The sequence below is a fragment of the Halothece sp. PCC 7418 genome, from assembly GCF_000317635.1.
Taxonomy (GTDB): Bacteria; Cyanobacteriota; Cyanobacteriia; order Cyanobacteriales; family Rubidibacteraceae; genus Halothece.
Genome location: NC_019779.1, coordinates 863953 through 886034, shown reverse-complemented (window position 1 = coordinate 886034; position 22082 = coordinate 863953). Strand labels below are relative to the sequence as shown.

Sequence of the window (22082 nt, the reverse complement as noted above, 5' to 3'; positions counted from 1 at the left end):
ACAGAGGCAAGACGGAACAAAACCCACTTGCCTCCAATCAGCTTATTCTAGAGATTTTCCAGCTGCTTTCCAACCTTTAACACTGGCGGGATAGCCTAAAACATTGTCATATCCGAGTAAATGTAAGGTAGCCAGCGCGATCGCGGTGCGATAGCCAACCGTACAATAGACGATGACGGGTCGGTCGGTAGCAATCTTATCTTGTCGTTTCGCTAAATCTCGAAGCGGAATATTAATTGCATTGAGGATGTGTCCCCTTGCATATTCTAGAGGTTCACGGACATCAATTAATTGTGCATCTTGTTTCTGAACCATTTTTTCCAGTTCATCCACTTCTTTCACTGCATAATACCCCCTCGGAATATTACTTAAAAACTCATCAACTGCTGTTTCGACTTCCGAAGAAACCGTTGCTGCAATCGCGTTATTTTGAGGAAGAGGGTGGGGAAGCAAGGAACTTCCCATTCCCAACCCGAGAAGACAGGTTAAACAGAGGATAGCTAAACGTTTTAACATTGGCTGTGGTTGTTATCTTGAATTCAGTTCATCATTCAGCTTGATCAATAAGACCTTTCTGTCGCAAAACAATACGACATCAAGATGGTTACTCATCAAACTTGCTAACTTCTAACTTAATAAACATATAGTTATATTTGCTCCTCCCGAAGTCATATCAACATTGGTATCGAAGAAGCCAGAAAGTGAGCCAAAAATCCAGACTCACTTTTTCTGCGGTTTGTTGAACTTATCGGTCATCTGCGGGATTAAACACATCAATTTGGGGATTACTTTGAATTTGAACTGTTGGTTCACGACTATAACCCTCGCTATCATCCCCTTGAAAACGATGGCGAACGGTTCGATTTTGGCGTACAGAATCACGACCGCCTCGATGCCCTTGCACTCCTGTTGTGATGCTAGCATTGCCTCGACAAGAGCCATTACTTTGCATCTCAACGTCATTACTGCGTTCTGTTGGTTGCTTTGAGCCACTAATATTGTATTGAACAGCGATATCTGCTTGTACACATTGTCCTTGCGCGAACTGAGTGTCAGAAGAAACTAAAAATACCAAGCTGGTCAAAGATAACCCGCCTGCAAGCACTCCTCTGATGTTCATGAGATACCTCCGAAGAAAATGATTGATTAACGACAACTGCTAGTAGAAATATGACTGGTTTCTACCTTTCCATTTACCCGAGTGGTTTGTGTTGAGCGTTGGTAGGTGTGACTTGTACAATTCCTGTAGTTACGAGAATGATGATTAGGCGCAGAATACCACCAAGGATTCTTACGATATCGATCTCCTTGGAGTTGAATTCGATTGCGACCCGTATCAACAATAATTGTGCCATTGGCATCAGTTCTGACCTGGACATTTCCCGCTTGTACATTCACTTCATTACCCTGTGCTGTGGTTGGCATCCAGACCATTAACATAACCAGCCAAAAAATTAGCGGTTTAAGTTTCATGAGTTAAAGCCTCAATTTAATTTTTTCAAGACAAAATTGCTAGTCTTGAGCCCTATTGAATTTTTCATCAAATAGGACTCAATAACTAACTAAATGGAAGGATTAATAACGTCCTCGATGACGAACATTATGACGTATATTGCTCCGTTGATCGGTCGTTTGGGCACAGAGATTGCTGACACCATATTGGTCACAGGATTGGCGATTGCTTTGTACAACGCCTGTATCTACTTCAGATTGATGTCGGTTCTTATGACGATTAATGTGACTTTCTTGATAAGACTCTTGAATCGAAACATTTCCATCTCCCGTCTGAATCGTTTCTTGATAAGAATCTTGGATGATAGCGTCATCTGCTTTAGCGGGTAAAGAAACCACGCCCAAAGCTGAAAAAGCAAGTAAACTTAGAAGAAAGTTTTTAGTTGTTCTTGCTACATTTTTTCGGTTCATTAGCATGACTTTGCATCCTTATTGTTGGAGTGAGTTAATCATAATAGATGTCTTTGTTTCCTGAATAGTTCCCAACAGAAAAACAAAATTTTTATTACTTTTTAGGCTTCTTTTGCGATGCACCTTGACTGTGACCCCATTCACGATTATTTCTATTATTTGTTCTCTGATTGATTTCGGCAGAAGGGGAATTTTGTCTTCTGATTGCGCCTTTGCCTGGATTTTTAAAGTAATATTGGTTAATGACTTGATTGACTTGGTTTTCGTTACCTTCAATAACAGTATTTTGACTGGCTTCTTGTATGGTTTGAGCCTTAACAGAGAGAGAAGTCACTCCTAACGTCAAAAGAGTAACACTCATCAAAAGATAAATGATGTTTAACATTGTGTTCGATATTCCAGTTAGTAAGAACTCAGATTTTAAAGACTCATACTTAAAAAGTTAAGTTCCCAAAAATGACATTGAAGATATGACTAGATCTGAATCTCATTAATCTCAAAATGTGAAATTCCTGTGAACCATCACTCAATTTTTGAGTAAGTGAATGCAGAAATCTATCAGTCGGTATCTTTTTTTACCGTAAACCAGATCAAAACTTAGATAAGTTGGTGGTTAAGAAAACTTGCTGAATTTCTGCTCGTTTGGAAAAAAGAAGGAAGTCTAATGCCACAAGTTATGATCTTCAATCATTCAGAGCGTTTGCGTGATCAAGTGACAAGTTTTAGTGTCGATTCTGCTAATTCCATTCCTTGGATTGTCCGCTTACTCGAAAATTCCCAGAGTCCCCTTGCATTGCCAGGACATATTAGCTTATTTAATCATGATTGCTTACATATTTTACTAGGGCGCGATCGCGCTCCCGAAAGTGAAGCCTATGTGATTGGCTTTACGATGGGGAATGACATCAACTGTCGGCGGATTCATTTGTGGATTTTTAAGATTTTTGCCTTATTGATTTACCCAGAAAAATATCGTTTGCGTTGGTCTGATCGAGAAGAGTTTGATCGTGGCGTTGCTGATGGTCGTCAGCTAGAGGTTAAAAACTTGAATCAGATTGACTTTTCTCATTTACAAGACTATTCCGTCAGGGAGTTAAGACAACAGTTTGCTCTCTCCTCTTCTGTAAAGTAATTGCTCTCGGGATTCAAAATCAAAAAGCAAGATAAAACCACCGTGATTCATGGCAATTTTATCCTGCTCTAACCGTTGGTCAATTATGATTCTTTAGCAGCAAGTTTCTTCCATTCTTGAATGGAGAGAGGAGAAACCGCTAACTGGATTTCTTTCTCATCTGCAGTGGGAAGAGAAAAGATCACTTCTAATTTTGTTGGTAACTCAGAAATAATGGATTCAAAATCATATTGACCGATATTTCCTGCTGGTGCTTCATCAACAAAGGCTTCTTCGGAAACATCTTCTGCTTGGAAGGTTTCTCCAGTCGGCGTGGTAATCATTAAGGGGTGAGGATGGACAATTTCTGTTGCACCTGGAAATCCAGAGAGACGGATTTTAAAGTGATTGGCACTCTCTCCTTCAATCCGCTTAAACGCGATCGCTTGCCATGTCTGATCATAGCGATCAAATAATTTCTGACGAGATTGATAAACGACCTGATTTTCATCTTCTTGCAGCTTGCTAATTTCAGCATTAGCCGGTTGTGAAACTATACCATTTAATCCGAGAATAACTGCGATTAGGGTCAAGCTAAAAACCAATCGACGGACAAGATAATTCATAATTAACTAAGTTTATATTCTGACAACTCCATTAATAAATTAATAATCATACAGTTATCTTTAATCCCTCGCAGGTGATGTTAAAACACAGTATTGATTCCTTCCTTGCGATTGATGCTGAAAAATGCTCAGGTTTGTTGCTTGGCTTGTTGAAGCGCAGAGAGTAAGCCAACTGGGTCGTCAGTTCCGATTCTAAATTTACCATTTAATTTCAGTTTCAGTTCAACTGCATCTAACCCTGAAACATTAAACATCCATCCTCCAGGAATCACGCGAATCCCCCAGCCAAAATACCAAGGATTTCGCACTGGATCCGCCTGTTGAATATGGTCGATGGGAATGGTTCTTGAAATTAAACCAATCCCAAATGAACAATGAACTGTCTCTGAAGTGACTGTCACTGTCAAATTATAAAATAAGAAGAGGAAAATAATTAAGATCCCGAAAACCCCATTAGCGACGATACTCCATTGCGTCTTGATGGCAAACCAGAGAGAAAAAATAATGCCACTAGAGAGAGCAACAATTGTGAGTATTCCCAATTGAGTATGTTGATACATTGATCATTACTGCAATTATTTCAAAAATTTGATCGAGGATAAACTTTTTTGCAGGGTGGTAACAGTTCTTTTTTTGCTAGATAATCATGAATTTCATTAATATTAAAATAGCAGATATCTTTTGCTACTTCCGTAATAGTTAATTGATTCCACAAATTATCAGTCATTACTTCTCGCATTAATCCTAAAATTTGGGGTTCGGCAACTAAAACTAATTTTTGAGCTTTATAAGATTTAATAAGATTTAACAAAGCGTTGCGAATTTTATTGGCAAATTTTTTCCCAAATTCAATTTGATGATTGTCGCGATGGTCATCGTAGCTATGGGCTTGACCATTTGAACCGATATTACGCCCAGTTTTGACGTTTGCCCAAAGTTCTTGACCTTGAAGTTCTTTAGTTGAATCAGATAAGCCTTCTTGTTCGATTAACTTGGGACTGGATTCAAAGGCTAATAATTGAGTTGAATCTAAGGTGAAGAAACGGGCTTGAGTTCCATTGATCACTGCAACGGCATATTTAACCATGATTGACACCTTGCAAACGCTCTCTATATCTCCATTATATAAACTATAGTGCTTTAAAGCGTTATTGGTTCTTTGTTCTTTGTTGGTTGTTCTTTGTTCTTTGTTCTTTGTTCTTTGTTGATTGTTAATCAATGAACCATGAACCATGAACCATGAACCATGAACATCCACCGACTCGCATTACGTACCTCAACCAACTAGGAAACGCTATATGCCAGCTATGATTCATTATTGCCAGCGACAATTTTCCACTCTAAAATGATTACTCCTGGAACCTTTAGCGTTAGATTTTTATAGTCATTTGCTGGTATTTTTAGCACCAGACTATCTTGTGGGGAAAGTTCAGGAATAATATTATTGAGGTTATATTGTCCCACATTTGGGGCTGGAGATTTTTCAGCAAATAGATCTTCGGCTTGCCAAGCAGCGCGATCGGTTTCGATGACTAAAGGTTCGGGATGAGTCACTTCAACTTTTCCAGGAAAACCAACTAATCTGAGCTTGACATCAGTTTCAGTTTCTCCTTTTTCTCTTTTGAATAAAACCACTTGCCAAGATTGTTGTTGATTATCTTGTAGTTGATGGCGAGATTGATAGAGAATTTGTCCATCTGCTTCTTCAGTTTTGCGGACGGAGGCTTCTGCACTATTCGGAAGGAAAAGGAACACTGCAAGAATAGCTGTGAAAGTCAGTAAAAAAAGTTGTTTCCAATTTGAGATAATTTTCATCATTTGTTCTTTGTTGTTTGGTCATTAGTTAGTGGGTAGTGGATATAGTTGAGTTCTCCATGTTTTGAAAAACATGGATTCCAAACGTTGTTACGAAACGCATTGTAAATACGTTTCTCCACGTTTACGATATGATTTCTTCATCGAACTGAAAATATCATAACGCTTGGGAACACTCAAACATTCCCGACATACCTCGGTTAGACCTAAGCCTAACTGTGTACTTACCTTTCTTAAGATGTTCGCTGCGCCATTACAGTCAGCATTAATTAACTTACCGTTACGAGCTTGATACAAACCTCTTTTCACTCTCTTTCCTGATGCTTTCCAGTTGGCAGGTTTTTCACCGCCGAACACTGGTAAGTAATCATTATCCAAGTACGAGCTACGGGAGGTGTAACTTTCCTCGGTTTCGGTAAATTGAATTCCTACTGAATTTGAGGAGGGAGTTTCCCGAATTGAAAAAACTTCCCACTTTATGGAGTCCCAGTTATTTTGTAAGTACAGCAGGAAATGTCAGTTCAGAAACAATTAAGATGTATATTGAGAATCAAAGAGGAAAATGATACAGAGGACTAAAGTCCTCATTCGCCATTCATGAGGGGCTGTCGTCGGAACGAGGGTGACGACGCTTGTAAGCCCCGTCCATCGGTTTCAAACCGATGGCTCTCTGACTGTTTTACTGTAGTTTTTCTTCTTCTTGACTATCCACTATCCACTGATAACTGGTCACTGGTTACTGTAAAGCAGCTTGAATTTGTTGTTGTATTTCAGGAAGTACAACGCGATACATTCCCCGTAAGTCTCCTACTTCAAAATCATAGGCTTTATCTTCGGGATAACGTTGTTTCACAAAATCAGGACGTTCCGCTTTTGCACCATGACATTTTAAGCAAGTTGCTTCGACATTAATGCGTCGATAATAAAAGGTTTCTTCTGGTGTTGTTTCCCAGAAACCAAATAAGTCAGGATTATTGGCAAACTTTTCTAGCGCAAGGGCTTCTCGTGTAGTTGGTGCGTGAGCAGGATTTCGATATTTTTCTGCAACTTGTTTCACATCCCAAGGCTTTTCTTGACTGAGTTGTTTCGCTCGCATTCCTACCGGTTTACACACTTCTTTGAAGGTTTCTAGAGTGGGTTTTTCATCCGTTCCTTCTAAGGTGGAAGCTAAGCTCGATCTCATGGAATCTAAGAATTCTATTTCCTGTACAGCATCAGCTAACTGTTCCGCCTGAGGTTGTGCATAAGCGGGTTGAAGGGGAAGCAAAATGAGGCTGAAGGCTAATAACAAAGAAAGGATGAGTTGGGAGAGAAATTTAATCATTTTTAACTTATTGGTTATATTCGACAAGATTGAATATGTTCATATTAGGACATGGGGAATAGAAAAAAATCATCTATAGTGAGGATGAGGTTTTCTAACCTTTTATAAAGTCAGGGTTTTGCGCTGATTGCCAAAATCTGAAACGTTTGGGATCTTCTCGATAGAATATAACCACACCTTAAAGTCTGGAGGACGTATGCCACAGTCATTTACATTGGAATATTGGCATGATGATGGTTGGTTCGTTGGGCGTTTAAGAGGTATTCCTGGTGTGTTTAGCCAAGGGGAAACGCTTGAAGAATTAGAAGAAAACATACAAGATGCCTATAAACTAATGATAATAGACGAAGAACCTGCCCCAGCCGAGGTCAAAACCAAGGAACTTGTCCTTGATGTATGAAGCGTAAACAACTTGTTCGTGAACTGGAAAAAGCGGGTTGTATATTGCATCGGCATCGCTCAAAACATGACATTTACCGTAACCCAGTGACGGGAAGTAAAGTGCCAATCCCACATCACAATGAAATTAAAGATAGTTTGTGCCGTTTAATTCGGAAACAACTCAATCTCGAAGAAGATTCACTTGCCATCGCGCTTCACTTTTTGGCAATGATCGCGCCATCTTTCACTTCGGCAGACGGATTTAAGATAATGGTGTCTCCTGCTTCGAGTCCCGAATGAATTTGAATTTGATCCCCTTGCTGACTACCAAGTGTCACTGTTGTAAATTGGGCTTGATCATTGACAACGCGATAAACACCCGTAATGCCAAAGCGTTCAATGACGGCGGATTCAGGAATGGTTAATGTGCCTTCTTCGCGGGTGGAAAGGCTAATGCGACCAAACATCCCTGGAATGACTTGTTTGTCTTCATCCAGAACAATTTTCACTATAAAGTTACGGGATTTGGGATCAGCACTAGGAACAATTTGTTTAATTTCACCGCCCACTTCTCGTCCAATTGCGTCAATTTTAACGCCAATTCTTTCCCCAACGGAAACTTGTCCGAGGAGTGATTCCGGAACGGGCACTTTAAATTCCAGATTATCCACTGTTTCCACCGTGACAATCGGTTGTCCAAATCCAGCCATTGCCCCTGCCATTGCCCCTTCATGGGCTTGTTTTTTGGTAATTACACCATCAAAGGGTGCTCTGAGGTTACCATAGTCGAGATTCGCACTACTTTGGTCTAAATTGGCTTTGGCTTGGGCAACCCCAGCTTGGGCTTGTTCGATGCTGCTTTGCGCTTGATCCATCTGCGATCGCGCTTGTTCCACTCGGCTTTGGGCTTGTTGGATATTGGCTTTAATTTGCTCCATTCGGGCTTCACTGCTTGCTAAGCGGGCATTTGCTTCATCTAAACGCGATTTACTCACTGCGCCATTTTTATACAGCATCGACATCCGTTGTTGGTGCAACCGTGCATCTTTTAATTCCGCTTCTTCTTCCCGTAATTCTCCTCTTGCTTCTTCTACAGCAGCTTGGGCTTGGTTTTCTTGGGATTGCGCCGTCAAGTAAGCCGATCGCGCGGAATTGACTGCTGATTGCGCTTGTGACAAACTTGCTTGGGCTTGATTGGTTTGGGCTTGGATATCGCGGACATCAATTTTGGCAATGAGGTCGCCTTTTGCCACGCGATCGCCTTCTTCCACTAAAATTTGTTCAATAATGCCATTGACACGAGTGGTGAGGGTTGCTGATTTTTGCGCCGTAACCGTTCCCGTCATCACGCGATCGCGCCGTGTGGTTTCATAGCCGACAGTTGTCGTTTCTACAGCAACTTTCGCCGTTTCCGTTTCTTCAGTGGTTTGGGACACCGCAAAATTGGGTTTGACAACCGCATTTAAACCCCAAATCCCTCCCCCCGCGAGGAGAATCATTAAACTCGTCACTCCCAGTAAGCGTTTTTTCTGTGATAGTTGATTAATAAATAATGTATTGGTCATATTGATTCCTCTGTTTTCTCCTTGCAAACTAAGCGCGATCGCACAGCTTCAATAACTCTTGGTCAGTCACGCGATAGTAACGACAAGTCCCCACCCGCCGACAAGCGACAACCCCTGCAGTCCTTAATAACTGCAACTGTTTGGACACATTGGCTTGTTGTAAACCCGTGCGTTCGCAAATGTCACTGACTTTACGTTCCTCACCGCAAATGACTTCTAAAATTCGTAATCGGGTGGGTTCGCTCAATAACTTAAACCGACTGGCTAAAAATTCATAGCGATCCACCGTTGCAATGTCACTCATAATTTATCCTTTTATACTCGTTAAATCCTTCTGCTGAGTAGGCGTTTCGGAAATGGGAGTTACCAAAGTTAACCGCAATAAATACAGTCCTAGCTTTTCAAACCAAGGCACCGCAGTTCCCCAGCGCATTTTTGCTAAGAAGTACCACTCAAAAGCATTTTTCGCCCAATTCACCCAAAGCCCTCTCAGCGCAGTCGCATGACGACGATGCCCCACACTAGGATCAGGAACAACCGGTGCAGCAATAAAGATGATGCCGGTATCGCCAAAATCTGCCATACAAATCGCTTCTAGACTGGGTTTCACAGGACGGGCGTTGATTTCCCCCAATTCCCTTGCGATATTGTGGGCAACTGCCATTGCCATGGATTCCGTCATTTGACCCGTTTTTGGGGCACCAAGGGGAACTTCAGTTTCTTCAGGTGCTGCTAATTGGGTAATCACGCCTGCGCTATAAATGGAGGGATAGTCAGGATGTTGATAAGTATCGAGAACCGGTAAAAAGCCCTTTTCATCAGTTAAGCCAGGAACCTCTTTTAAGAATTGTGCGCCTCGGAATGGCGGTAAAAACATGGAATAGTTAAATGGAAACTCACGACCATCAGTTAATTTGACATGATCTTCTTTGATTTCCGCAATTTCAGCGTTTTCGACCCAATCAATATTCCGCTGCTTCATTAGTTCGGTGACTAACTTCCCGGAGTTTGCCATCCCCCCAATTCCTAAATGTCCGAGATAGGGTTCAGGGCTGATAAAGGTAATGGGAACTTGATCGCGCTTGCCTTCTTGGCGCAAGGCATAATCGGCTAATAGGGCAAATTCATAAGCAGGTCCCATACAACTTGCCCCCGGAACCGCCCCCACCAGCAAGGGACCCGGATTTTCTAAGAACTCATCCCAGGCGTCTCGCGCCATTTCCGCATGATGAGCATTACACACGGATTGCGTATAGCCCTCTTCTGGTCCCAACCCCGACATCAAATGATACGCCAAAGAAGCCCCCGTTGTAATTACGAGATAATCATAATCGAAGGTGATATCCTCGCCCACACTCACTCGTTTCTGGTTGGGATCAAGACCAGTGACCCTCCCGTGTTGCCAATTAATGCCTTGTCTAGCTAATAAGGGGGCTAGGGGCAGTTGAACATCTTCTAAGCGTCTAAGATTAAAGGCAACCCACGGTAAAGAGGGAATAAAGGTAAAGGTCGTTTCATCGGAAATGAGAGTAATTTTGTGCTTTCCGTGCAGAAGATGCTTAAGTTCATAAGCTGCAGACAGTCCGCCAAATCCACCGCCAACAATTACGATATGTGCCATATTTTATAAATCCTTATTTTTATACTACTATTTAGTCATATATTCACAATAACACAAACTGATTTCGGATTCAAGGGTTGACTAAATTACTAATTGGTTATATATTTGTAAATGAAGTGAAACAAACAACGAAGGATCAATCACGATGTCTCATAATGTTGGTTTCCTAGACCGAATTCTACGCTTAGGTTTAGCTGGAGTCTTATTATTTCTGGGAATGAGCACTTATAGCGGAACGACAACTGGCATTATTCTAAGCGTTGCAGCAACCGTTCCAACATTAACCGCACTTGTTGGCACTTGTCCGATTTATAGCATTTTCGGTTGGAAGACTTGTCGGACGCAATAAATCCCTTCGTTTGTTCTTTAGGAGAAAATTATATGGTTACAGCATCGGCACAACCAACCGTGCGACAAATTTCACCGAAGCAGTATCAACAAATGGCGCGTCCTCCGAAATTAATCGATGTGCGGACGGGTTTTGAATATAAGACGGGTCATGCACCGCAAGCGGTGAACTTGAGTCTCTTTCGCCTTTCCTTTGGCATGATTCCTGTTTTAAGACGGTTGTTACTACCAAAGTGGTTTCGGGAACTACCAAAAGATCAGCCGGTTGCTGTCATCTGCTTAACCTCTCATCGTAGCCCGATCGCAGCCAAGCAACTCCTCAAGGCTGGCTTTCAAAAAGTGTATAACATTTCTGGCGGAATGATGGAGTGGCAACAGAAAGGACTTCCCACAAGTAAGTGATTACTTATTTTTTATCCTTACGTCATTGTTATCTGATAACGAATGACTAATGACTAAGGACTAATGACCAAAGCATTTGGAGATTAATTATGCAGATTAGTCGCAAAAACCTCGATCAGCGACAAGATCAGATTTACGATACGATTGTTGTCGGTGGTGGGGCAGGGGGATTATCCGCAGGGATTTACTTGCAACGGTATAATCTCTCTAGCCTGATCATCGACAAAGGCAAAGCGCGATCGTTTTGGATGCAGGAGTTACACAACTATCTCGGTTTACCCCCAGATACCCCAGGACGGGAACTCCTCAAACGCGGAAAAGATCATTATTTATCTTTAGAGGGAGACTTTCTCAACGGCTTTGTAGAAGATATCGTTGATGAAGGAGAAACCTTCGCCGTAACCACAAAAGTGGGACGCAATGATAATAGTATCTATCCCGTCTTACGAGCAAAATATATTATTGCTGCTAGTGGCATTATCGATCAGCTTCCGCCTTTAGACGATATGCAAAACGTTTATGAATATGCAGGTTATAATCTGCACGTTTGCATGGTCTGTGATGGCTATGAAATGACTGATAAACAATGCGGTTTCTTCGCGGGAAGTGAAGCCAGTATTGAAGAAATGGTCTTTAATTTAAGCTGGTTCACCCCTTACATCACCATCTTTACCCATGGGATGTTTGAGATTCGACCAGAACTGCGTCAGCAACTGGAAGATCATGGCTATCGTATCGTAGAAACCCCAATTAAACAGTTCCTTGGGGAAAACCATCAAATGACAGGTGTGGAATTAACCGATGGTTCCGTGATTGAGTTAGAAACGGGGTTAATCTCAATGGGATCGAAGTATCACCATGATTATCTCACTCGGTTTGACCTTGACTATAAAGGCAATAACTTAATTACGGATAAAATGGGACGCACCTCTCACCCTAGAATTTTCGCCATTGGCGATCTCAAAGTGGGCTTAAACCAAGTCGTTGTTGCTGCGGGTGATGGGGCTTTAGCTGCAACCCAAATTTGGCGCGATATCCGCAATGCAACGCCCCCCCGTCGCTGGGAAGAAAATCTTCTCACCACAGCTTCGGCTTAACTTCAGACTTGTAGGTTGGGTGAAAGTATGAAACCCAACATCAGAATCAGTAATAATTAGCCATAACTTTTTTTACTGATTTTATCAACCAGTTAATCATGTAGTTTAGAATAAAAAGGATCAAGAAAAATGGCAGATTTATTTTCTCCCGAATGGATGGCACAATACCAAGAAAAATGGAACGCAGAACCCGATCTTTCTGATGCTTTAGCAAAAATTAACTTTGACTCGGTGATTGGCTATGGTTTCAAAGGCGAAGATCAACCCAGAGGTGTCTTAGTGGTTAAAGATGGCAAAGCTGTTGACGCTGGGGCTTACAACGGACAAACCCTCAGTTGGGATTTGCGTGCTCAGCCTGAAGATTGGGAAAAATGGTTCCAGAAAGGATTGAATATGATGGGATTAAGTGGTGCGTATATGCAAGGCAAGTTAAAATTTGTCGTTGGTGACTATGGCGCAATGATCAAAGATCCTCGCATGGTCAATCCTTTCCTGAAGAGTTTCTCTGTGATGGGACAAGTTCACGCTGCTGTCGTCGGCTAGAGTAATCCCCCCTACCCCCCTTTGCAAGGGGGGAAAATGTAGGTTGGGTTGAGTCACGAAACCCAACAATTTGTCCTTCGTCATTTGTTTTTCGCTAGAATTTCCAATAACAAATAATCAACAGCGAATAACTAATAACAAGTGACTAATACGTTGGGTTACGCCTCGCTAACCCAACCTACCAATGACGAGTGACTAATGACTAATGACTAATGACTAATGACCAATGACTAATGACTAATGACTAATACTCCTGAACAACAACGCCCCCTAAATATCGTCGGTCGCATCACCGCCTATTTTGTTAATTCGCAAGTGACCCTGTTGATCATTGTTGCCCTAGTGATCTTTGGGTTGGCTGCTGCGTTGTTTACCCCCAAAGAAGAAAATCCGCAAATTACCGTTCCGGGTGCGGATATTTATTTCCATTATCCGGGTGCGCCAGCAGAAGTGGTGGAAGAAACCGTGACGTTGCCCATTGAGGCGAAACTGCGGGAATTGCCGGGGATTGATGATATTTATTCTACCTCGCAAACCGGTCAAGCCCGCATCACTGCCCAGTTTTTTGTGGGGGAAGACTGGGAAAATTCCTTATTTCGCCTGCAAAATCATCTGTTTAACTCCCGAGATGAGTTACCGCAAGGGGTCAATTATCAGGTTGATCCCTTGATTGTGGATAATGTTCCGATTGTGACACTGACGGTAACGGGAGAAGACTATAGTGATAACCAGTTGCGTCGCGTTGGGGAACGGTTACTGCGAGAGTTAAGGCAAATTCCCAATACGGGGAATTTAACCATTACGGGGGGACAACCGCGAGTGATGCGCGTGGATTTAGATCCCGAACAGTTGGCAAGTTATCAGATTTCTCCGGCGGTGATTTCGCAACGCATCCAAGCTGCGAATACCCAAGTGCAAGCAGGGGATGTGTCAGTTGGGAATCGACGGATTTTTATTGAAGGGGGAAACCTTGTTGAAACGGCTGATGAACTCAAAGCGATTGTTGTTGGACAAGGGGAAGATGGATCGCCCATTTATTTAGAAGATGTCGCCACGGTTAGTGATGGCTATGACGATCGCGCAACTTATTCTCGTCTCTTTAACCGCCAAGACTGGGATGTCACCGAACCCTATCCTGATCCGAAATTAAAGCCGGAACAAGACTTTGCAGAACGTCCGGCGATGACGATTGGGATTGCGAAGAAAAAAGGGACAAACGCGGTGGTTGTCGCCAAAGAAATTTTTAATCGTGTTGAAGAATTACAAGACGAGATGCCCACGGGCGTAGAAATTGCCGTCAGTCGGAATGCTGGACGCACCGCAGCGCGAGCGGTTGGCGACTTGTATTCTAGTTTATTTCAGGCGATCGCGATTGTTGTTGTTTTACTGATTGCGTTTTTGGGATGGCGCGATGCGTTAATTGTGGCTTTAGCCATTCCCTTAACCCTTGCGGGAACGTTGTTAGTGGGTTGGATCGCGGGACAAACCATTAACCGAATTACCCTGTTTGCGCTGATTTTATCGTTAGGGATTTTAGTGGATGACGCGATCGCGGTAACAGAAAACATCCACCGTCGCTTTGAAGAAATGCCCGATCAGTCCTTTTCCCAGAAGGTACGAACGGCAACCCTTGCGGTTGCTGAATTAGGCGTTCCCATTCTTCTCTCTACCGTAACGGTTATTCTCGCCTTTATCCCTATGGGCTTTGTGACGGGAATGATGGGACCTTACATGGGACCGATTCCCTTTAATGTTCCGGTGGCGATGATTATTAGTACCTCGCTGGCGATTATTGTCACGCCCTATCTGGCGGTACGAGTGATTAAAGTGCAGGGACGTTCCCAAAATAATAACGGCGATCAGGATGGTCAATCTTCCGAAGAAGTCCCCAACCGCATTTATAACCTGTATCGGCGGATCATGGAACCGTTAATTGATTCGGCGACCCGACGACGGTTTTTAATCTTCTTTGTGGTGGGCTTACTCCTAGCGAGTTTCGCCCTTCCCCTGACGCAAGCGGTGAAATTCCGAATGTTACCGAAAGCGGATGAAGACCGCTTCTTAGTGCAAGTGGATGCGCCGTTGGGAACGGAATTAGTCGAAACAGACCGCATTGTCCGGGAAATGGAAACGGTACTGAAAGAAGACCCGCAAGTTGTCCAGTTTGAAAGCTATGTGGGAATCGCTGCACCCATTGATTTTAACGGCTTATTGCGGGGGAATACCCATCGCAGTGGGGAACATTTAGCCGATATTCGAGTTCACCTAACTAATGAGAGTGCGCGGTCTGTCAGTTCTGAAGATATTGTCTTTCGCTTACGTCCCAAGTTAACGGATATTGCCCAACAGAATAACGCGATCGTCAAGTTAATTGAAGATCCACCGGGTCCACCGGTGCGTTCGACGATGCTAGCGGAAATTTATGGACCCGACTACGAACGCCAGCGTGAACTTGCCAAACAAGTGGCTGATGTCTTCCGCAATACCGGCGAAGTGGTGGACGTGGATGATTCTGTCAAAAACCAAATCCCGCAGATGAAGCTGGAAGTGGATCGGCAAAAAGCCAACCAAGCGGGATTAAGTACCCAAGACATCGCCCAAACCATCAACATGGCAATTCGCGGGGTCGATGCTTCCACGTTGCAAGTTCCCGGTGAATTAACGCCGGTGCAAATTCAAGTCCGTTTTGCCGAAGCCAACCGTCAAAGCATTGATGATCTGCGTCGGATTCAAATGCCCACTCCAGAGGGAAATTTAGTCCCCTTAACTGAGTTAGTGACCTTTACTTCCACAACGGTGGATCAGCCCATCTTCCACAGAAATCAAGTTCCTGTCACCTATGTCTTTGGGGAAATGGATGCGCGATCGTCGGTTTATGCAGTGATGGAACAACTGATTTACTTCTTCCGTAACCCCTTACCTGATGGCTACTATATTAAATGGGAAGGGGAATGGCAACTCACTCTCGAAGTCTTCCGCGATTTAGGCTTAGCGATGCTGGTGGCGGTCATCCTCATTTATATTATCCTTGTCGGACAGTTCCGCAGTTTCAAGATTCCCTTAATCATGTTGGGATCGATTCCCCTCGCCTTAATCGGAATTTTAGTGGGCTTCTCTCTCAACGGTGTTTATTTCAGCGCCACAGGGATGATTGGAGTGATTGCATTAGCGGGGATTGTTGTTCGTAACGCGATCGTCCTCTTGGAATTTGTCGGAGACAGACGCAAAGAAGGCATTGAACTAAAAGAAGCCATCATCGAAGCGGGTGCGGTGCGCTTTCGCCCGATTCTCCTCACCAGTGTCACCACCATGTTAGGAACGTTAACCATTCTCAGCGATCCCGTGTGGTCTGGGTTAGCCTGGACATTATTAACAGGGATGTTAACCTCTTCTGCATTGACGCTGTTTATTATTCCTTTGATGTATTATGGCAATCAGCGATCTAATGGGAAGCAGGAATCTAAATCGGTGAATGAGAAACAATTGGTTGCGGATAATTAATTTATAGATCAGTATTAACTTAAAAACTAATAATTGATTTCCCCTAACACTAGAATCTAGGGACGGTTAAAGCTCATACATAATTTCTGACTGCTATATTAGAAGTAAAAACAAACCTTAATTTTAATATGGCAGAAAATCCTCTAATCGCATTTGATGAATCTGGTAATACTGGTGCGAATCTTGTAGATTTTCAACAACCAATATTTACCTTAGCATCTGTTAATTATTCTAAATCAGAAGCCAATTCAATTATTAATTCTATTTTTTCTGGTAATCATGTAAGCGATCCTAAATTTGCTGATGATATTAAAGGAAATAAATCAAGAGAAAATAACCTAGTTCGATTTCTTTCATCATCGCAAGCAAATCACGAAAAAATAAAAGTAAGTATTTATCACAAAAAATATTTAGCTATAGGCAAAATCATCGATATTCTTTTAGAAAAATGTGCTCATCAAGATGATATTGATATATATAAATATGGTTATAATATAGCTTTATCTAATCTATGTTATTTTTGTTTCCCCGCGTTTTATGGTGAATCTGCTTTTAAGCAACTACTTCATAATTTTGTCGCAATGATTCGCTATCAAACAGTTTCTTCTATAGAAGCATTTTATTCGATTGTAGAAACAATGCTAAATTTAGGTGATAATCAAGAGGTTGAATATTTTCAAGGTTTACTGAGTATCATACTTAAATCCTATGACTATATAGAAGAAATTTTATTAGGAAATGATCATCTATCTTTAGATCCAGCTATCCCATCTTTTTATTTACACTGTGTTCGATGGGGTGAAGAATTAAATCGCCCATTCAATTTAATACATGATGATTCAAAACCAATCTCTGCAACACAAGATATTTTAGAAATGATGATGGAGCCAGATACACAAACAACTCTAATTGGATATGATACACGTAGCTACATGTTCCCATTAAAAGCTCGCAAAATTAAATTTGAAAATTCTAAGGTTGATCCTAGAATTCAACTTGCAGATATTATGGCGGGTTGTATCTCCTTTTGGGCAAGTAACTATATAGAGGGTATCAATAAAAAATCCAACAAGAGCAAAAATACTCTAAAAAAAGAAAAACGGTTCTTTAAAAAACTCGATAACCTTAATCTTTTTGAACTTATAATTGAACTTCACTGGCCACAACAAAATTTTACACCTGAATCTTTAGATGCTCAAACCGGAGAGGGAACTAATGCGATAGAATATGTAACTGAATTTCTTGAAAATAGAACAACAGAAAATTAATATTCATTTGCTGAAGGGAGCATTTATTAATTTTTGAGTACGATTGGAATTTATTTATAGTGCGCGATCAGATTCCGTCTTTGCTAGCGCGCTACAACTCATTATTATCTTCCAAATTTTCAGTTTTAAGAATCAATTCTATACAAGTTTTGAGAGGATCGAGTTTTGTTTGAATGATATCCCAGACAATTTCATCATCGATAGAGAAATAAGCATGAGTGATAATATTCCGTAGCGCAATTATCTTTTTCCATTCGATATGTATTTGTCGATCTCTGATATCTTCTGGAATATTTTTTGTTGCTTCTCCAATAATTTGTAGGTTATAAACAACTGCATCAAACTTAAGTTCATCTTCTGATAACTCAGCTTGAGTCATTTGGTTCGTATAGCTTTTTATCTTACGAATACTGTTAAGTATATCTTCTAAATAAAGTTTAAGACTCCGTGACATAAATTGCTTCTTTTAGAACTTTTTCAGTAAGTTGCGGTTTGAGAGATCGTCGAGTTACCAGATCGACCTTCTTATTAAAGAGATCTTCAAGAAAAAACTTTAGATCCATATAACCATCAAATGTCGCAGCACCTTCAAACTCTACCAAAAAATCTAAATCGCTATCTGGCGTTGCTTCATTACGAGAAACAGAACCAAAAAGAGCAAGAGATTTAATTCCAAAACTTTTAACTTTATCTAAATTTTCTTCAAGAGTAGAAATAACAAAATTGCGATCAATCATGAATAGTGTATTATGAGTCACCATAATAATTAAAAGTGTGAATGCAATTGATTTACAAACATTGTAACTAAATTAATGATAAAGTGTAAGGTAGAAATCATCATTGAACAAGAGGTTAACTCCTTTAATTCGAGAGCAGTTTTTCAATGAGGCGAAACCTTTATAAATGCAAAATAATGAATGATTGAGTCAGTTTTTAGTGCGATTTGAATTTATCTATGCTAGGGGATCAGACTCTGCATCTGTTACGCGATCGCGTTCATAGTTTGAGTTGACGGATCAAACCCAACATCATCACTCTCTGGAAACGCTATAATCATACTTGTACTGAACTATGTACAAATCCCATGAACATGAACATTGTCAACTTTAGCGAAGCGAGAAAAAACTTCAAATCTGTACTTGATACAGTAGCCAACGACAAAAATTGTACTGTTATCGTCAGGAGAGATGCAGAAGATGCAGTTGTCATGTCTAAAAGTTATTATGACAGCCTAATGGAAACAGTTTACCTATTAAACTCTCCTGCTAATGCTCAACATTTAGAAGCAGCGATCGCCGAATATAAAGCAGGGCAAACACAAGAACATGATTTAATTGATGCGTAAATTAGCTTGGAGTAGTAAAGCATGGAAAGACTATCTTTATTGGCAATCTCAAGATAAAAAGACTCTAAAAAGAATCAATCGATTAATCGAAGATGCTTTATCTAACCCCTTTGAAGGAATCGGAAAACCTGAACCCTTAAGAGAGAATTTATCAGGTTTTTGGTCTCGTCGTATTGATGAAACCAATCGTCTTGTTTATGCTGTTGATGATAATTATTTGACCATTCTTTCCTGTCGGTATCATTACCAAGAATAAGCGCGATCAGACTCCGTCTTTGCTGCGCGATCGCGTTGGGAAAGAAATGATACGTGATCGCGACTTCTTAATTCTCAAAATATCAGGTATTGAAATTGACGAGTCACCTCTCACAAGGTATTGTTCTCTGGTTTGCCAATATTTTTAAGTCTAAACCGACAATAGATGCAGTATCGTTTCCAGTGGGATCCAATTAAGGCTCAGAGAAACTTAGAGAAACATGGAGTTAGTTTTCGAGAAGCAGAGGGGGTTTTCTCAGATCCGATGGCTTTGACAATCTTTGATGAGGAACACAGCTTAGTTGAAGAACGATGGATTACACTGGGAGTAATATCAAGCGGTCAATATTTGCTAGTCGTTCATACGATTGATGAGGATGCGAATGTTCTTGATGTGAGAATTATTTCCGCAAGACGAGCAACTAAGCAGGAAATTCGTTGTTATGAGGAAGAAGACTGATGAAAGCTGAATATGACTTTTCTAAAGCAGAACGGGGTAAATTTTATTATCCTAACGCAACGTTTAAATCTCCTATCTATCTTGATGATGAAGTACAGGAATTTGTGAGAAAAAAAGCTGAGGAAAAAGGAGTTGATTGGAATGAATTGGTTAATGAAATTGTGAGAAAGGAAATGGATTCTGACTTGAGCAAAGGAGTGAAGTAATTTTTCCTACTAAGTGCGATCATAATTCTTCAAGCAATTCCTGCTTGCCGCGATCGCGTTGGGAAAGAAATGAGACGCGATCGCGCTACTTTCTATAAAAAATAACAGCGATCAATCCTTATAACGCATCATTCCTCTTTACTATCGCGTTATAACATATATGTTATAATAGTCATGTCTATGATGAGTTATGTCCATGAACTGGAGTGTGGAAACTCTTAGTGAAATCGTGGACGAAGAATTGTCCTCTTTACCAGAGGATATGAAAGCACGATTTGTGAGAATTGCTGAACTAATTGCTGAACATGGGTTACCCAACGTTGGGAGACCTTATGTTAAACACTTAGAAGGTTTCTTATGGGAAATTCGGATGACAGGTAAGGATGGCATTTCTCGTGCTTTATATGTAACCGCAAAACCCAAGCGAGTTGTTGTTGTTCGAGTCTTCATTAAAAAAACGCAAAAAACCCCCCGAAAAGAAATTAAACTTGCCTTACAACGAGCCAAGGAGATAGAGGAATGACAAAAATTACAGATTTACATCAACAATGGCAAAAAAATCCAGATTACCAGAAAGCATATCAAGAACTGGCTTCTGAGTTTGAATTAGCCTCGGCAATTATTACAGCCCGTACTCAGGCGGGAATCACTCAACAAGAATTAGCCAAACGCATGAACGCGAAACAATCGGCAATAGCACGCCTTGAAAGCGGTAAACAAAATACAACAATTGAAACCTTAGAGCGTATTGCTAAAGCCACTGGAACTCATCTAAAAATTTCTTTTGAAAAATAGCGATCAGGTTAATTTTGGGAGACTTATTGCTATGACAGATCATCAAACAAGTTATCAATTCATTCCATGATTGGTCGATTGTACTTGAAGAATAAAGCATTTCAATATTTATCTATAGTGCGCGATCAGACTCCGTCTTTGCTGCGCGATCGCGTTTAGAAAAAATGAGAACAGCGCGATTAGACTTTGCTGCGCGATCGCGCCCAAGTATAGTAAATTGTTTAATCCAACTGATAGACAATTCTAGTGTCCTAGTTCATGGTACTAAAAGGGTACATTATTCTAAAATTAGAAGATGACCAAAAAAGAGAAGTTAGAGAAAAAAGCAAAGGAGAGACCACAAAATCTTACTTTCGAGGAATTTGAAACCTTATTGAGACAATCAGGATGGATATTGAGTCGTCAGAAAGGAAGTCATCGCTTATGGTGTTCACCGAATCGTCAATTATTACCCATTCAACCTCGTAAAGATGGCAAAGCAAAACTTTATCAAGTCCAACAATTTCTTAATTATCAAGAGGAAGAAAAACAATGTCTTTAGAAAATTATAATTTTGACGGTTTTATTATTAATTTATATGTTGATGAACAAGGAGACTGGCTTGCTCATTTTCAGGAAATGCCAAATATTTCTGCCTTTGGAGATACGCCTCAAGAAGCTCTAGAAGAATTGAAAATTGCTTGGGAATTAGTGAAAGAAGATTATCAACAGAAAAATCAAGCAATCCCTGTTGCTAGTAGTAGGCAGAAAATTTTCAGCCAAAATAAATGAATAAAGTAAGCTCTTTAGAGGGATTGTTTCTAAGGGAAAGCTTTGCGCGATTGGAATTTATTTATGGTGCGCGATCAGATTCCGTCTTTGCAAGGCGCGATCGCGTTTGAAAAGAAATGAGAACAGCGCGATTACGTCCATAACAAAACCTTACTCTTAACAACTTAGTTTTAGCCCGAATAAGATAAGTTTCTCTCATCAAACTTGGAAATCCTAGGCAATCTGAAGCGTCGAAGGTTCTGGGAGGGATTGCCCTTCATTTTTCCATGCGGATAAATACATCTCAATCACTTCTTCCCCATTATGAGTAGCTTCTTGGCGGGTTTTTCCATGAGTACAAGGCATCATAACGCGATCGCTGAACTCGGGAATTGTCACTAGAAATAACTGGTCTTCCTCTGACCACTGAATCACCATGCTATATTGATTCATGAATTTTCATCCTCCTTTCTTAACTGTTCTAGCTTGTTGAGTAACGTTAACAACTGTTTTTCCAGATAGGGGGGAACATCATCTCCATCTTTACCAGAAATCGTTAGTGTTTTATTCAAGAGTGGATGTCGCCAACGCTGATGACTTCCTTTCCCTCGCTTTGGTAGAAGAACAAACCCTTCTCGTACAATTTGGGCTTTTAGTCTCTGATTTTCCTTGGCATTGTCAACTCTAATTTTCTAAGGAATGACAATCGCGCTACTTTCTATAAAAAATAACAGCGATCAATGTTT

Annotated in this window: 35 protein-coding genes and 2 pseudogenes; 18 read left to right on the top strand and 19 right to left on the bottom strand. The window is 41.0% G+C overall.

What is annotated here, in order from left to right; all coding sequences use genetic code 11:
- Positions 1–42: 42 nt before the first annotated feature.
- The 5 genes from PCC7418_RS04060 to PCC7418_RS04040 form a co-directional block, all read right to left on the bottom strand.
- Positions 43–516 carry a rhodanese-like domain-containing protein gene (locus tag PCC7418_RS04060; protein WP_015224906.1) on the bottom strand — a complete coding sequence of 158 codons (474 nt, stop codon included), beginning with the start codon at positions 514–516 and terminating at the stop codon, positions 43–45.
- Positions 517–745: 229 nt separating this feature from the next.
- Positions 746–1120, bottom strand: coding sequence for a hypothetical protein (locus PCC7418_RS04055; protein WP_015224905.1), 375 nt, complete (start codon positions 1118–1120; stop codon positions 746–748).
- Between the two features lie 26 nt (positions 1121–1146).
- Complete coding sequence (locus tag PCC7418_RS04050) at positions 1147–1473, bottom strand: hypothetical protein (protein ID WP_015224904.1); 327 nt, start codon at positions 1471–1473, stop codon at positions 1147–1149.
- Between the two features lie 102 nt (positions 1474–1575).
- Positions 1576–1929 (bottom strand): hypothetical protein, encoded by a 354-nt coding sequence (locus PCC7418_RS04045; RefSeq protein ID WP_015224903.1) that lies wholly within the window; start codon positions 1927–1929, stop codon positions 1576–1578.
- 88 nt (positions 1930–2017) lie between these two features.
- Entirely contained in the window at positions 2018–2308 is a 291-nt protein-coding gene (locus PCC7418_RS04040; protein WP_015224902.1) for a hypothetical protein, read from the bottom strand.
- A 279-nt stretch (positions 2309–2587) separates the two neighbouring features.
- On the opposite strand from PCC7418_RS04040, the gene PCC7418_RS04035 reads away from it, so the two are divergent.
- On the top strand, positions 2588–3055 hold the full coding sequence (locus PCC7418_RS04035) for a hypothetical protein (RefSeq protein WP_015224901.1): 468 nt from the start codon (positions 2588–2590) through the stop codon (positions 3053–3055).
- 83 nt (positions 3056–3138) lie between these two features.
- On the opposite strand, the gene PCC7418_RS04030 is transcribed toward PCC7418_RS04035, so the two are convergent.
- The 5 genes and pseudogenes from PCC7418_RS04030 to PCC7418_RS20855 form a co-directional block, all read right to left on the bottom strand.
- Positions 3139–3660 (bottom strand): DUF3122 domain-containing protein, encoded by a 522-nt coding sequence (locus PCC7418_RS04030; RefSeq protein ID WP_015224900.1) that lies wholly within the window; start codon positions 3658–3660, stop codon positions 3139–3141.
- A 128-nt stretch (positions 3661–3788) separates the two neighbouring features.
- Entirely contained in the window at positions 3789–4220 is a 432-nt protein-coding gene (locus PCC7418_RS04025; RefSeq protein ID WP_015224899.1) for a hypothetical protein, read from the bottom strand.
- 20 nt (positions 4221–4240) lie between these two features.
- Entirely contained in the window at positions 4241–4918 is a 678-nt protein-coding gene (locus tag PCC7418_RS04020) for a host attachment protein (protein ID WP_235620742.1), read from the bottom strand.
- A 47-nt stretch (positions 4919–4965) separates the two neighbouring features.
- Complete coding sequence (locus PCC7418_RS04015; RefSeq protein WP_015224897.1) at positions 4966–5478, bottom strand: DUF3122 domain-containing protein; 513 nt, start codon at positions 5476–5478, stop codon at positions 4966–4968.
- Positions 5479–5565: 87 nt separating this feature from the next.
- A pseudogene (locus PCC7418_RS20855) lies at positions 5566–5904 on the bottom strand (RNA-guided endonuclease TnpB family protein); the annotation flags it as partial.
- Positions 5905–5912: 8 nt separating this feature from the next.
- On the opposite strand from PCC7418_RS20855, the pseudogene PCC7418_RS19700 reads away from it, so the two are divergent.
- Positions 5913–6041: pseudogene (locus PCC7418_RS19700) on the top strand (transposase); the annotation flags it as partial.
- 170 nt (positions 6042–6211) lie between these two features.
- On the opposite strand, the gene PCC7418_RS04010 reads toward PCC7418_RS19700, so the two are convergent.
- On the bottom strand, positions 6212–6799 hold the full coding sequence (locus PCC7418_RS04010; protein WP_015224896.1) for a DUF3365 domain-containing protein: 588 nt from the start codon (positions 6797–6799) through the stop codon (positions 6212–6214).
- 196 nt (positions 6800–6995) lie between these two features.
- On the opposite strand from PCC7418_RS04010, the gene PCC7418_RS04005 reads away from it, so the two are divergent.
- Both PCC7418_RS04005 and PCC7418_RS20055 read left to right on the top strand, forming a co-directional pair.
- The gene (locus PCC7418_RS04005) at positions 6996–7199 is read left to right on the top strand and encodes a type II toxin-antitoxin system HicB family antitoxin (protein ID WP_015224895.1); all 204 of its coding nucleotides are present in this window, start codon (positions 6996–6998) and stop codon (positions 7197–7199) included.
- The gene (locus PCC7418_RS20055) at positions 7196–7480 is read left to right on the top strand and encodes a type II toxin-antitoxin system HicA family toxin (RefSeq protein ID WP_015224894.1); all 285 of its coding nucleotides are present in this window, start codon (positions 7196–7198) and stop codon (positions 7478–7480) included. The genes PCC7418_RS04005 and PCC7418_RS20055 overlap by 4 nt, the downstream gene beginning before the upstream one ends.
- On the opposite strand, the gene PCC7418_RS04000 is transcribed toward PCC7418_RS20055, so the two are convergent.
- Genes PCC7418_RS04000 through PCC7418_RS03990 form a run of 3 tightly spaced genes read right to left on the bottom strand, consistent with a single transcriptional unit; the run spans position 7396 to position 10366 of the window.
- The gene (locus tag PCC7418_RS04000) at positions 7396–8745 is read right to left on the bottom strand and encodes an efflux RND transporter periplasmic adaptor subunit (RefSeq protein ID WP_015224893.1); all 1350 of its coding nucleotides are present in this window, start codon (positions 8743–8745) and stop codon (positions 7396–7398) included. The two genes, PCC7418_RS20055 and PCC7418_RS04000, sit on opposite strands and share 85 nt — an antisense overlap.
- Positions 8746–8773: 28 nt before the next feature.
- On the bottom strand, positions 8774–9049 hold the full coding sequence (locus PCC7418_RS03995) for a helix-turn-helix transcriptional regulator (protein WP_015224892.1): 276 nt from the start codon (positions 9047–9049) through the stop codon (positions 8774–8776).
- A gap of 3 nt (positions 9050–9052) precedes the next feature.
- Complete coding sequence (locus PCC7418_RS03990) at positions 9053–10366, bottom strand: NAD(P)/FAD-dependent oxidoreductase (RefSeq protein ID WP_015224891.1); 1314 nt, start codon at positions 10364–10366, stop codon at positions 9053–9055.
- A 145-nt stretch (positions 10367–10511) separates the two neighbouring features.
- Between PCC7418_RS03990 and PCC7418_RS03985 the strand changes: the two genes are divergently transcribed.
- The 6 genes from PCC7418_RS03985 to PCC7418_RS03960 all read left to right on the top strand — a co-directional run bounded on the left by PCC7418_RS03985 (position 10512) and on the right by PCC7418_RS03960 (position 17525).
- Positions 10512–10715, top strand: a complete 204-nt coding sequence (locus PCC7418_RS03985; RefSeq protein WP_015224890.1) for a DUF2892 domain-containing protein — start codon at positions 10512–10514, stop codon at positions 10713–10715.
- Between the two features lie 32 nt (positions 10716–10747).
- Complete coding sequence (locus PCC7418_RS03980; RefSeq protein WP_015224889.1) at positions 10748–11116, top strand: rhodanese-like domain-containing protein; 369 nt, start codon at positions 10748–10750, stop codon at positions 11114–11116.
- An 89-nt stretch (positions 11117–11205) separates the two neighbouring features.
- The gene (locus PCC7418_RS03975; protein ID WP_015224888.1) at positions 11206–12213 is read left to right on the top strand and encodes an NAD(P)/FAD-dependent oxidoreductase; all 1008 of its coding nucleotides are present in this window, start codon (positions 11206–11208) and stop codon (positions 12211–12213) included.
- A gap of 129 nt (positions 12214–12342) precedes the next feature.
- On the top strand, positions 12343–12756 hold the full coding sequence (locus PCC7418_RS03970) for a hypothetical protein (protein ID WP_015224887.1): 414 nt from the start codon (positions 12343–12345) through the stop codon (positions 12754–12756).
- A gap of 240 nt (positions 12757–12996) precedes the next feature.
- Positions 12997–16257, top strand: coding sequence for an efflux RND transporter permease subunit (locus PCC7418_RS03965; protein ID WP_015224886.1), 3261 nt, complete (start codon positions 12997–12999; stop codon positions 16255–16257).
- A 128-nt stretch (positions 16258–16385) separates the two neighbouring features.
- A complete protein-coding gene (locus PCC7418_RS03960) occupies positions 16386–17525 on the top strand; it encodes a DUF3800 domain-containing protein (protein ID WP_015224885.1) in 1140 nt (379 codons plus the stop codon).
- 91 nt (positions 17526–17616) lie between these two features.
- On the opposite strand, the gene PCC7418_RS03955 is transcribed toward PCC7418_RS03960, so the two are convergent.
- Positions 17617–17979: a DUF86 domain-containing protein gene (locus tag PCC7418_RS03955; RefSeq protein ID WP_015224884.1), complete on the bottom strand. Its 363-nt coding sequence runs from the start codon at positions 17977–17979 to the stop codon at positions 17617–17619.
- Positions 17963–18262: a nucleotidyltransferase family protein gene (locus tag PCC7418_RS03950; protein WP_150107119.1), complete on the bottom strand. Its 300-nt coding sequence runs from the start codon at positions 18260–18262 to the stop codon at positions 17963–17965. The genes PCC7418_RS03955 and PCC7418_RS03950 overlap by 17 nt, the downstream gene beginning before the upstream one ends.
- A gap of 353 nt (positions 18263–18615) precedes the next feature.
- Between PCC7418_RS03950 and PCC7418_RS03945 the strand changes: the two genes are divergently transcribed.
- From PCC7418_RS03945 to PCC7418_RS03920, 6 genes are all read left to right on the top strand, one after another.
- Positions 18616–18870 (top strand): type II toxin-antitoxin system Phd/YefM family antitoxin, encoded by a 255-nt coding sequence (locus tag PCC7418_RS03945; RefSeq protein WP_396275484.1) that lies wholly within the window; start codon positions 18616–18618, stop codon positions 18868–18870.
- A complete protein-coding gene (locus PCC7418_RS03940) occupies positions 18863–19126 on the top strand; it encodes a Txe/YoeB family addiction module toxin (RefSeq protein WP_015224881.1) in 264 nt (87 codons plus the stop codon). The genes PCC7418_RS03945 and PCC7418_RS03940 overlap by 8 nt, the downstream gene beginning before the upstream one ends.
- Before the next feature lie 165 nt (positions 19127–19291).
- Positions 19292–19585, top strand: a complete 294-nt coding sequence (locus PCC7418_RS03935) for a BrnT family toxin (RefSeq protein WP_015224880.1) — start codon at positions 19292–19294, stop codon at positions 19583–19585.
- Positions 19585–19791, top strand: a complete 207-nt coding sequence (locus PCC7418_RS03930; protein ID WP_015224879.1) for a hypothetical protein — start codon at positions 19585–19587, stop codon at positions 19789–19791. Before PCC7418_RS03935 ends, PCC7418_RS03930 begins: the two co-directional genes overlap by 1 nt.
- 190 nt (positions 19792–19981) lie before the next feature.
- Positions 19982–20314, top strand: coding sequence for a type II toxin-antitoxin system RelE/ParE family toxin (locus tag PCC7418_RS03925; protein ID WP_235620740.1), 333 nt, complete (start codon positions 19982–19984; stop codon positions 20312–20314).
- Positions 20311–20586: a helix-turn-helix domain-containing protein gene (locus tag PCC7418_RS03920; RefSeq protein ID WP_015224877.1), complete on the top strand. Its 276-nt coding sequence runs from the start codon at positions 20311–20313 to the stop codon at positions 20584–20586. The genes PCC7418_RS03925 and PCC7418_RS03920 overlap by 4 nt, the downstream gene beginning before the upstream one ends.
- A 112-nt stretch (positions 20587–20698) precedes the next feature.
- Here PCC7418_RS03920 and PCC7418_RS21095 read toward each other — a convergent pair whose 3' ends face one another.
- The gene (locus tag PCC7418_RS21095) at positions 20699–20827 is read right to left on the bottom strand and encodes a hypothetical protein (RefSeq protein ID WP_255348273.1); all 129 of its coding nucleotides are present in this window, start codon (positions 20825–20827) and stop codon (positions 20699–20701) included.
- 54 nt (positions 20828–20881) lie between these two features.
- Between PCC7418_RS21095 and PCC7418_RS03915 the strand changes: the two genes are divergently transcribed.
- The gene (locus PCC7418_RS03915; RefSeq protein WP_015224876.1) at positions 20882–21127 is read left to right on the top strand and encodes a type II toxin-antitoxin system HicA family toxin; all 246 of its coding nucleotides are present in this window, start codon (positions 20882–20884) and stop codon (positions 21125–21127) included.
- On the top strand, positions 21118–21357 hold the full coding sequence (locus tag PCC7418_RS03910) for a type II toxin-antitoxin system HicB family antitoxin (protein WP_015224875.1): 240 nt from the start codon (positions 21118–21120) through the stop codon (positions 21355–21357). The genes PCC7418_RS03915 and PCC7418_RS03910 overlap by 10 nt, the downstream gene beginning before the upstream one ends.
- A gap of 213 nt (positions 21358–21570) precedes the next feature.
- On the opposite strand, the gene PCC7418_RS03905 is transcribed toward PCC7418_RS03910, so the two are convergent.
- Both PCC7418_RS03905 and PCC7418_RS03900 read right to left on the bottom strand, forming a co-directional pair.
- Positions 21571–21789 (bottom strand): type II toxin-antitoxin system HicB family antitoxin, encoded by a 219-nt coding sequence (locus PCC7418_RS03905; protein WP_015224874.1) that lies wholly within the window; start codon positions 21787–21789, stop codon positions 21571–21573.
- A complete protein-coding gene (locus PCC7418_RS03900) occupies positions 21786–21980 on the bottom strand; it encodes a type II toxin-antitoxin system HicA family toxin (RefSeq protein ID WP_235620792.1) in 195 nt (64 codons plus the stop codon). The genes PCC7418_RS03905 and PCC7418_RS03900 overlap by 4 nt, the downstream gene beginning before the upstream one ends.
- Positions 21981–22082 lie beyond the last annotated feature (102 nt).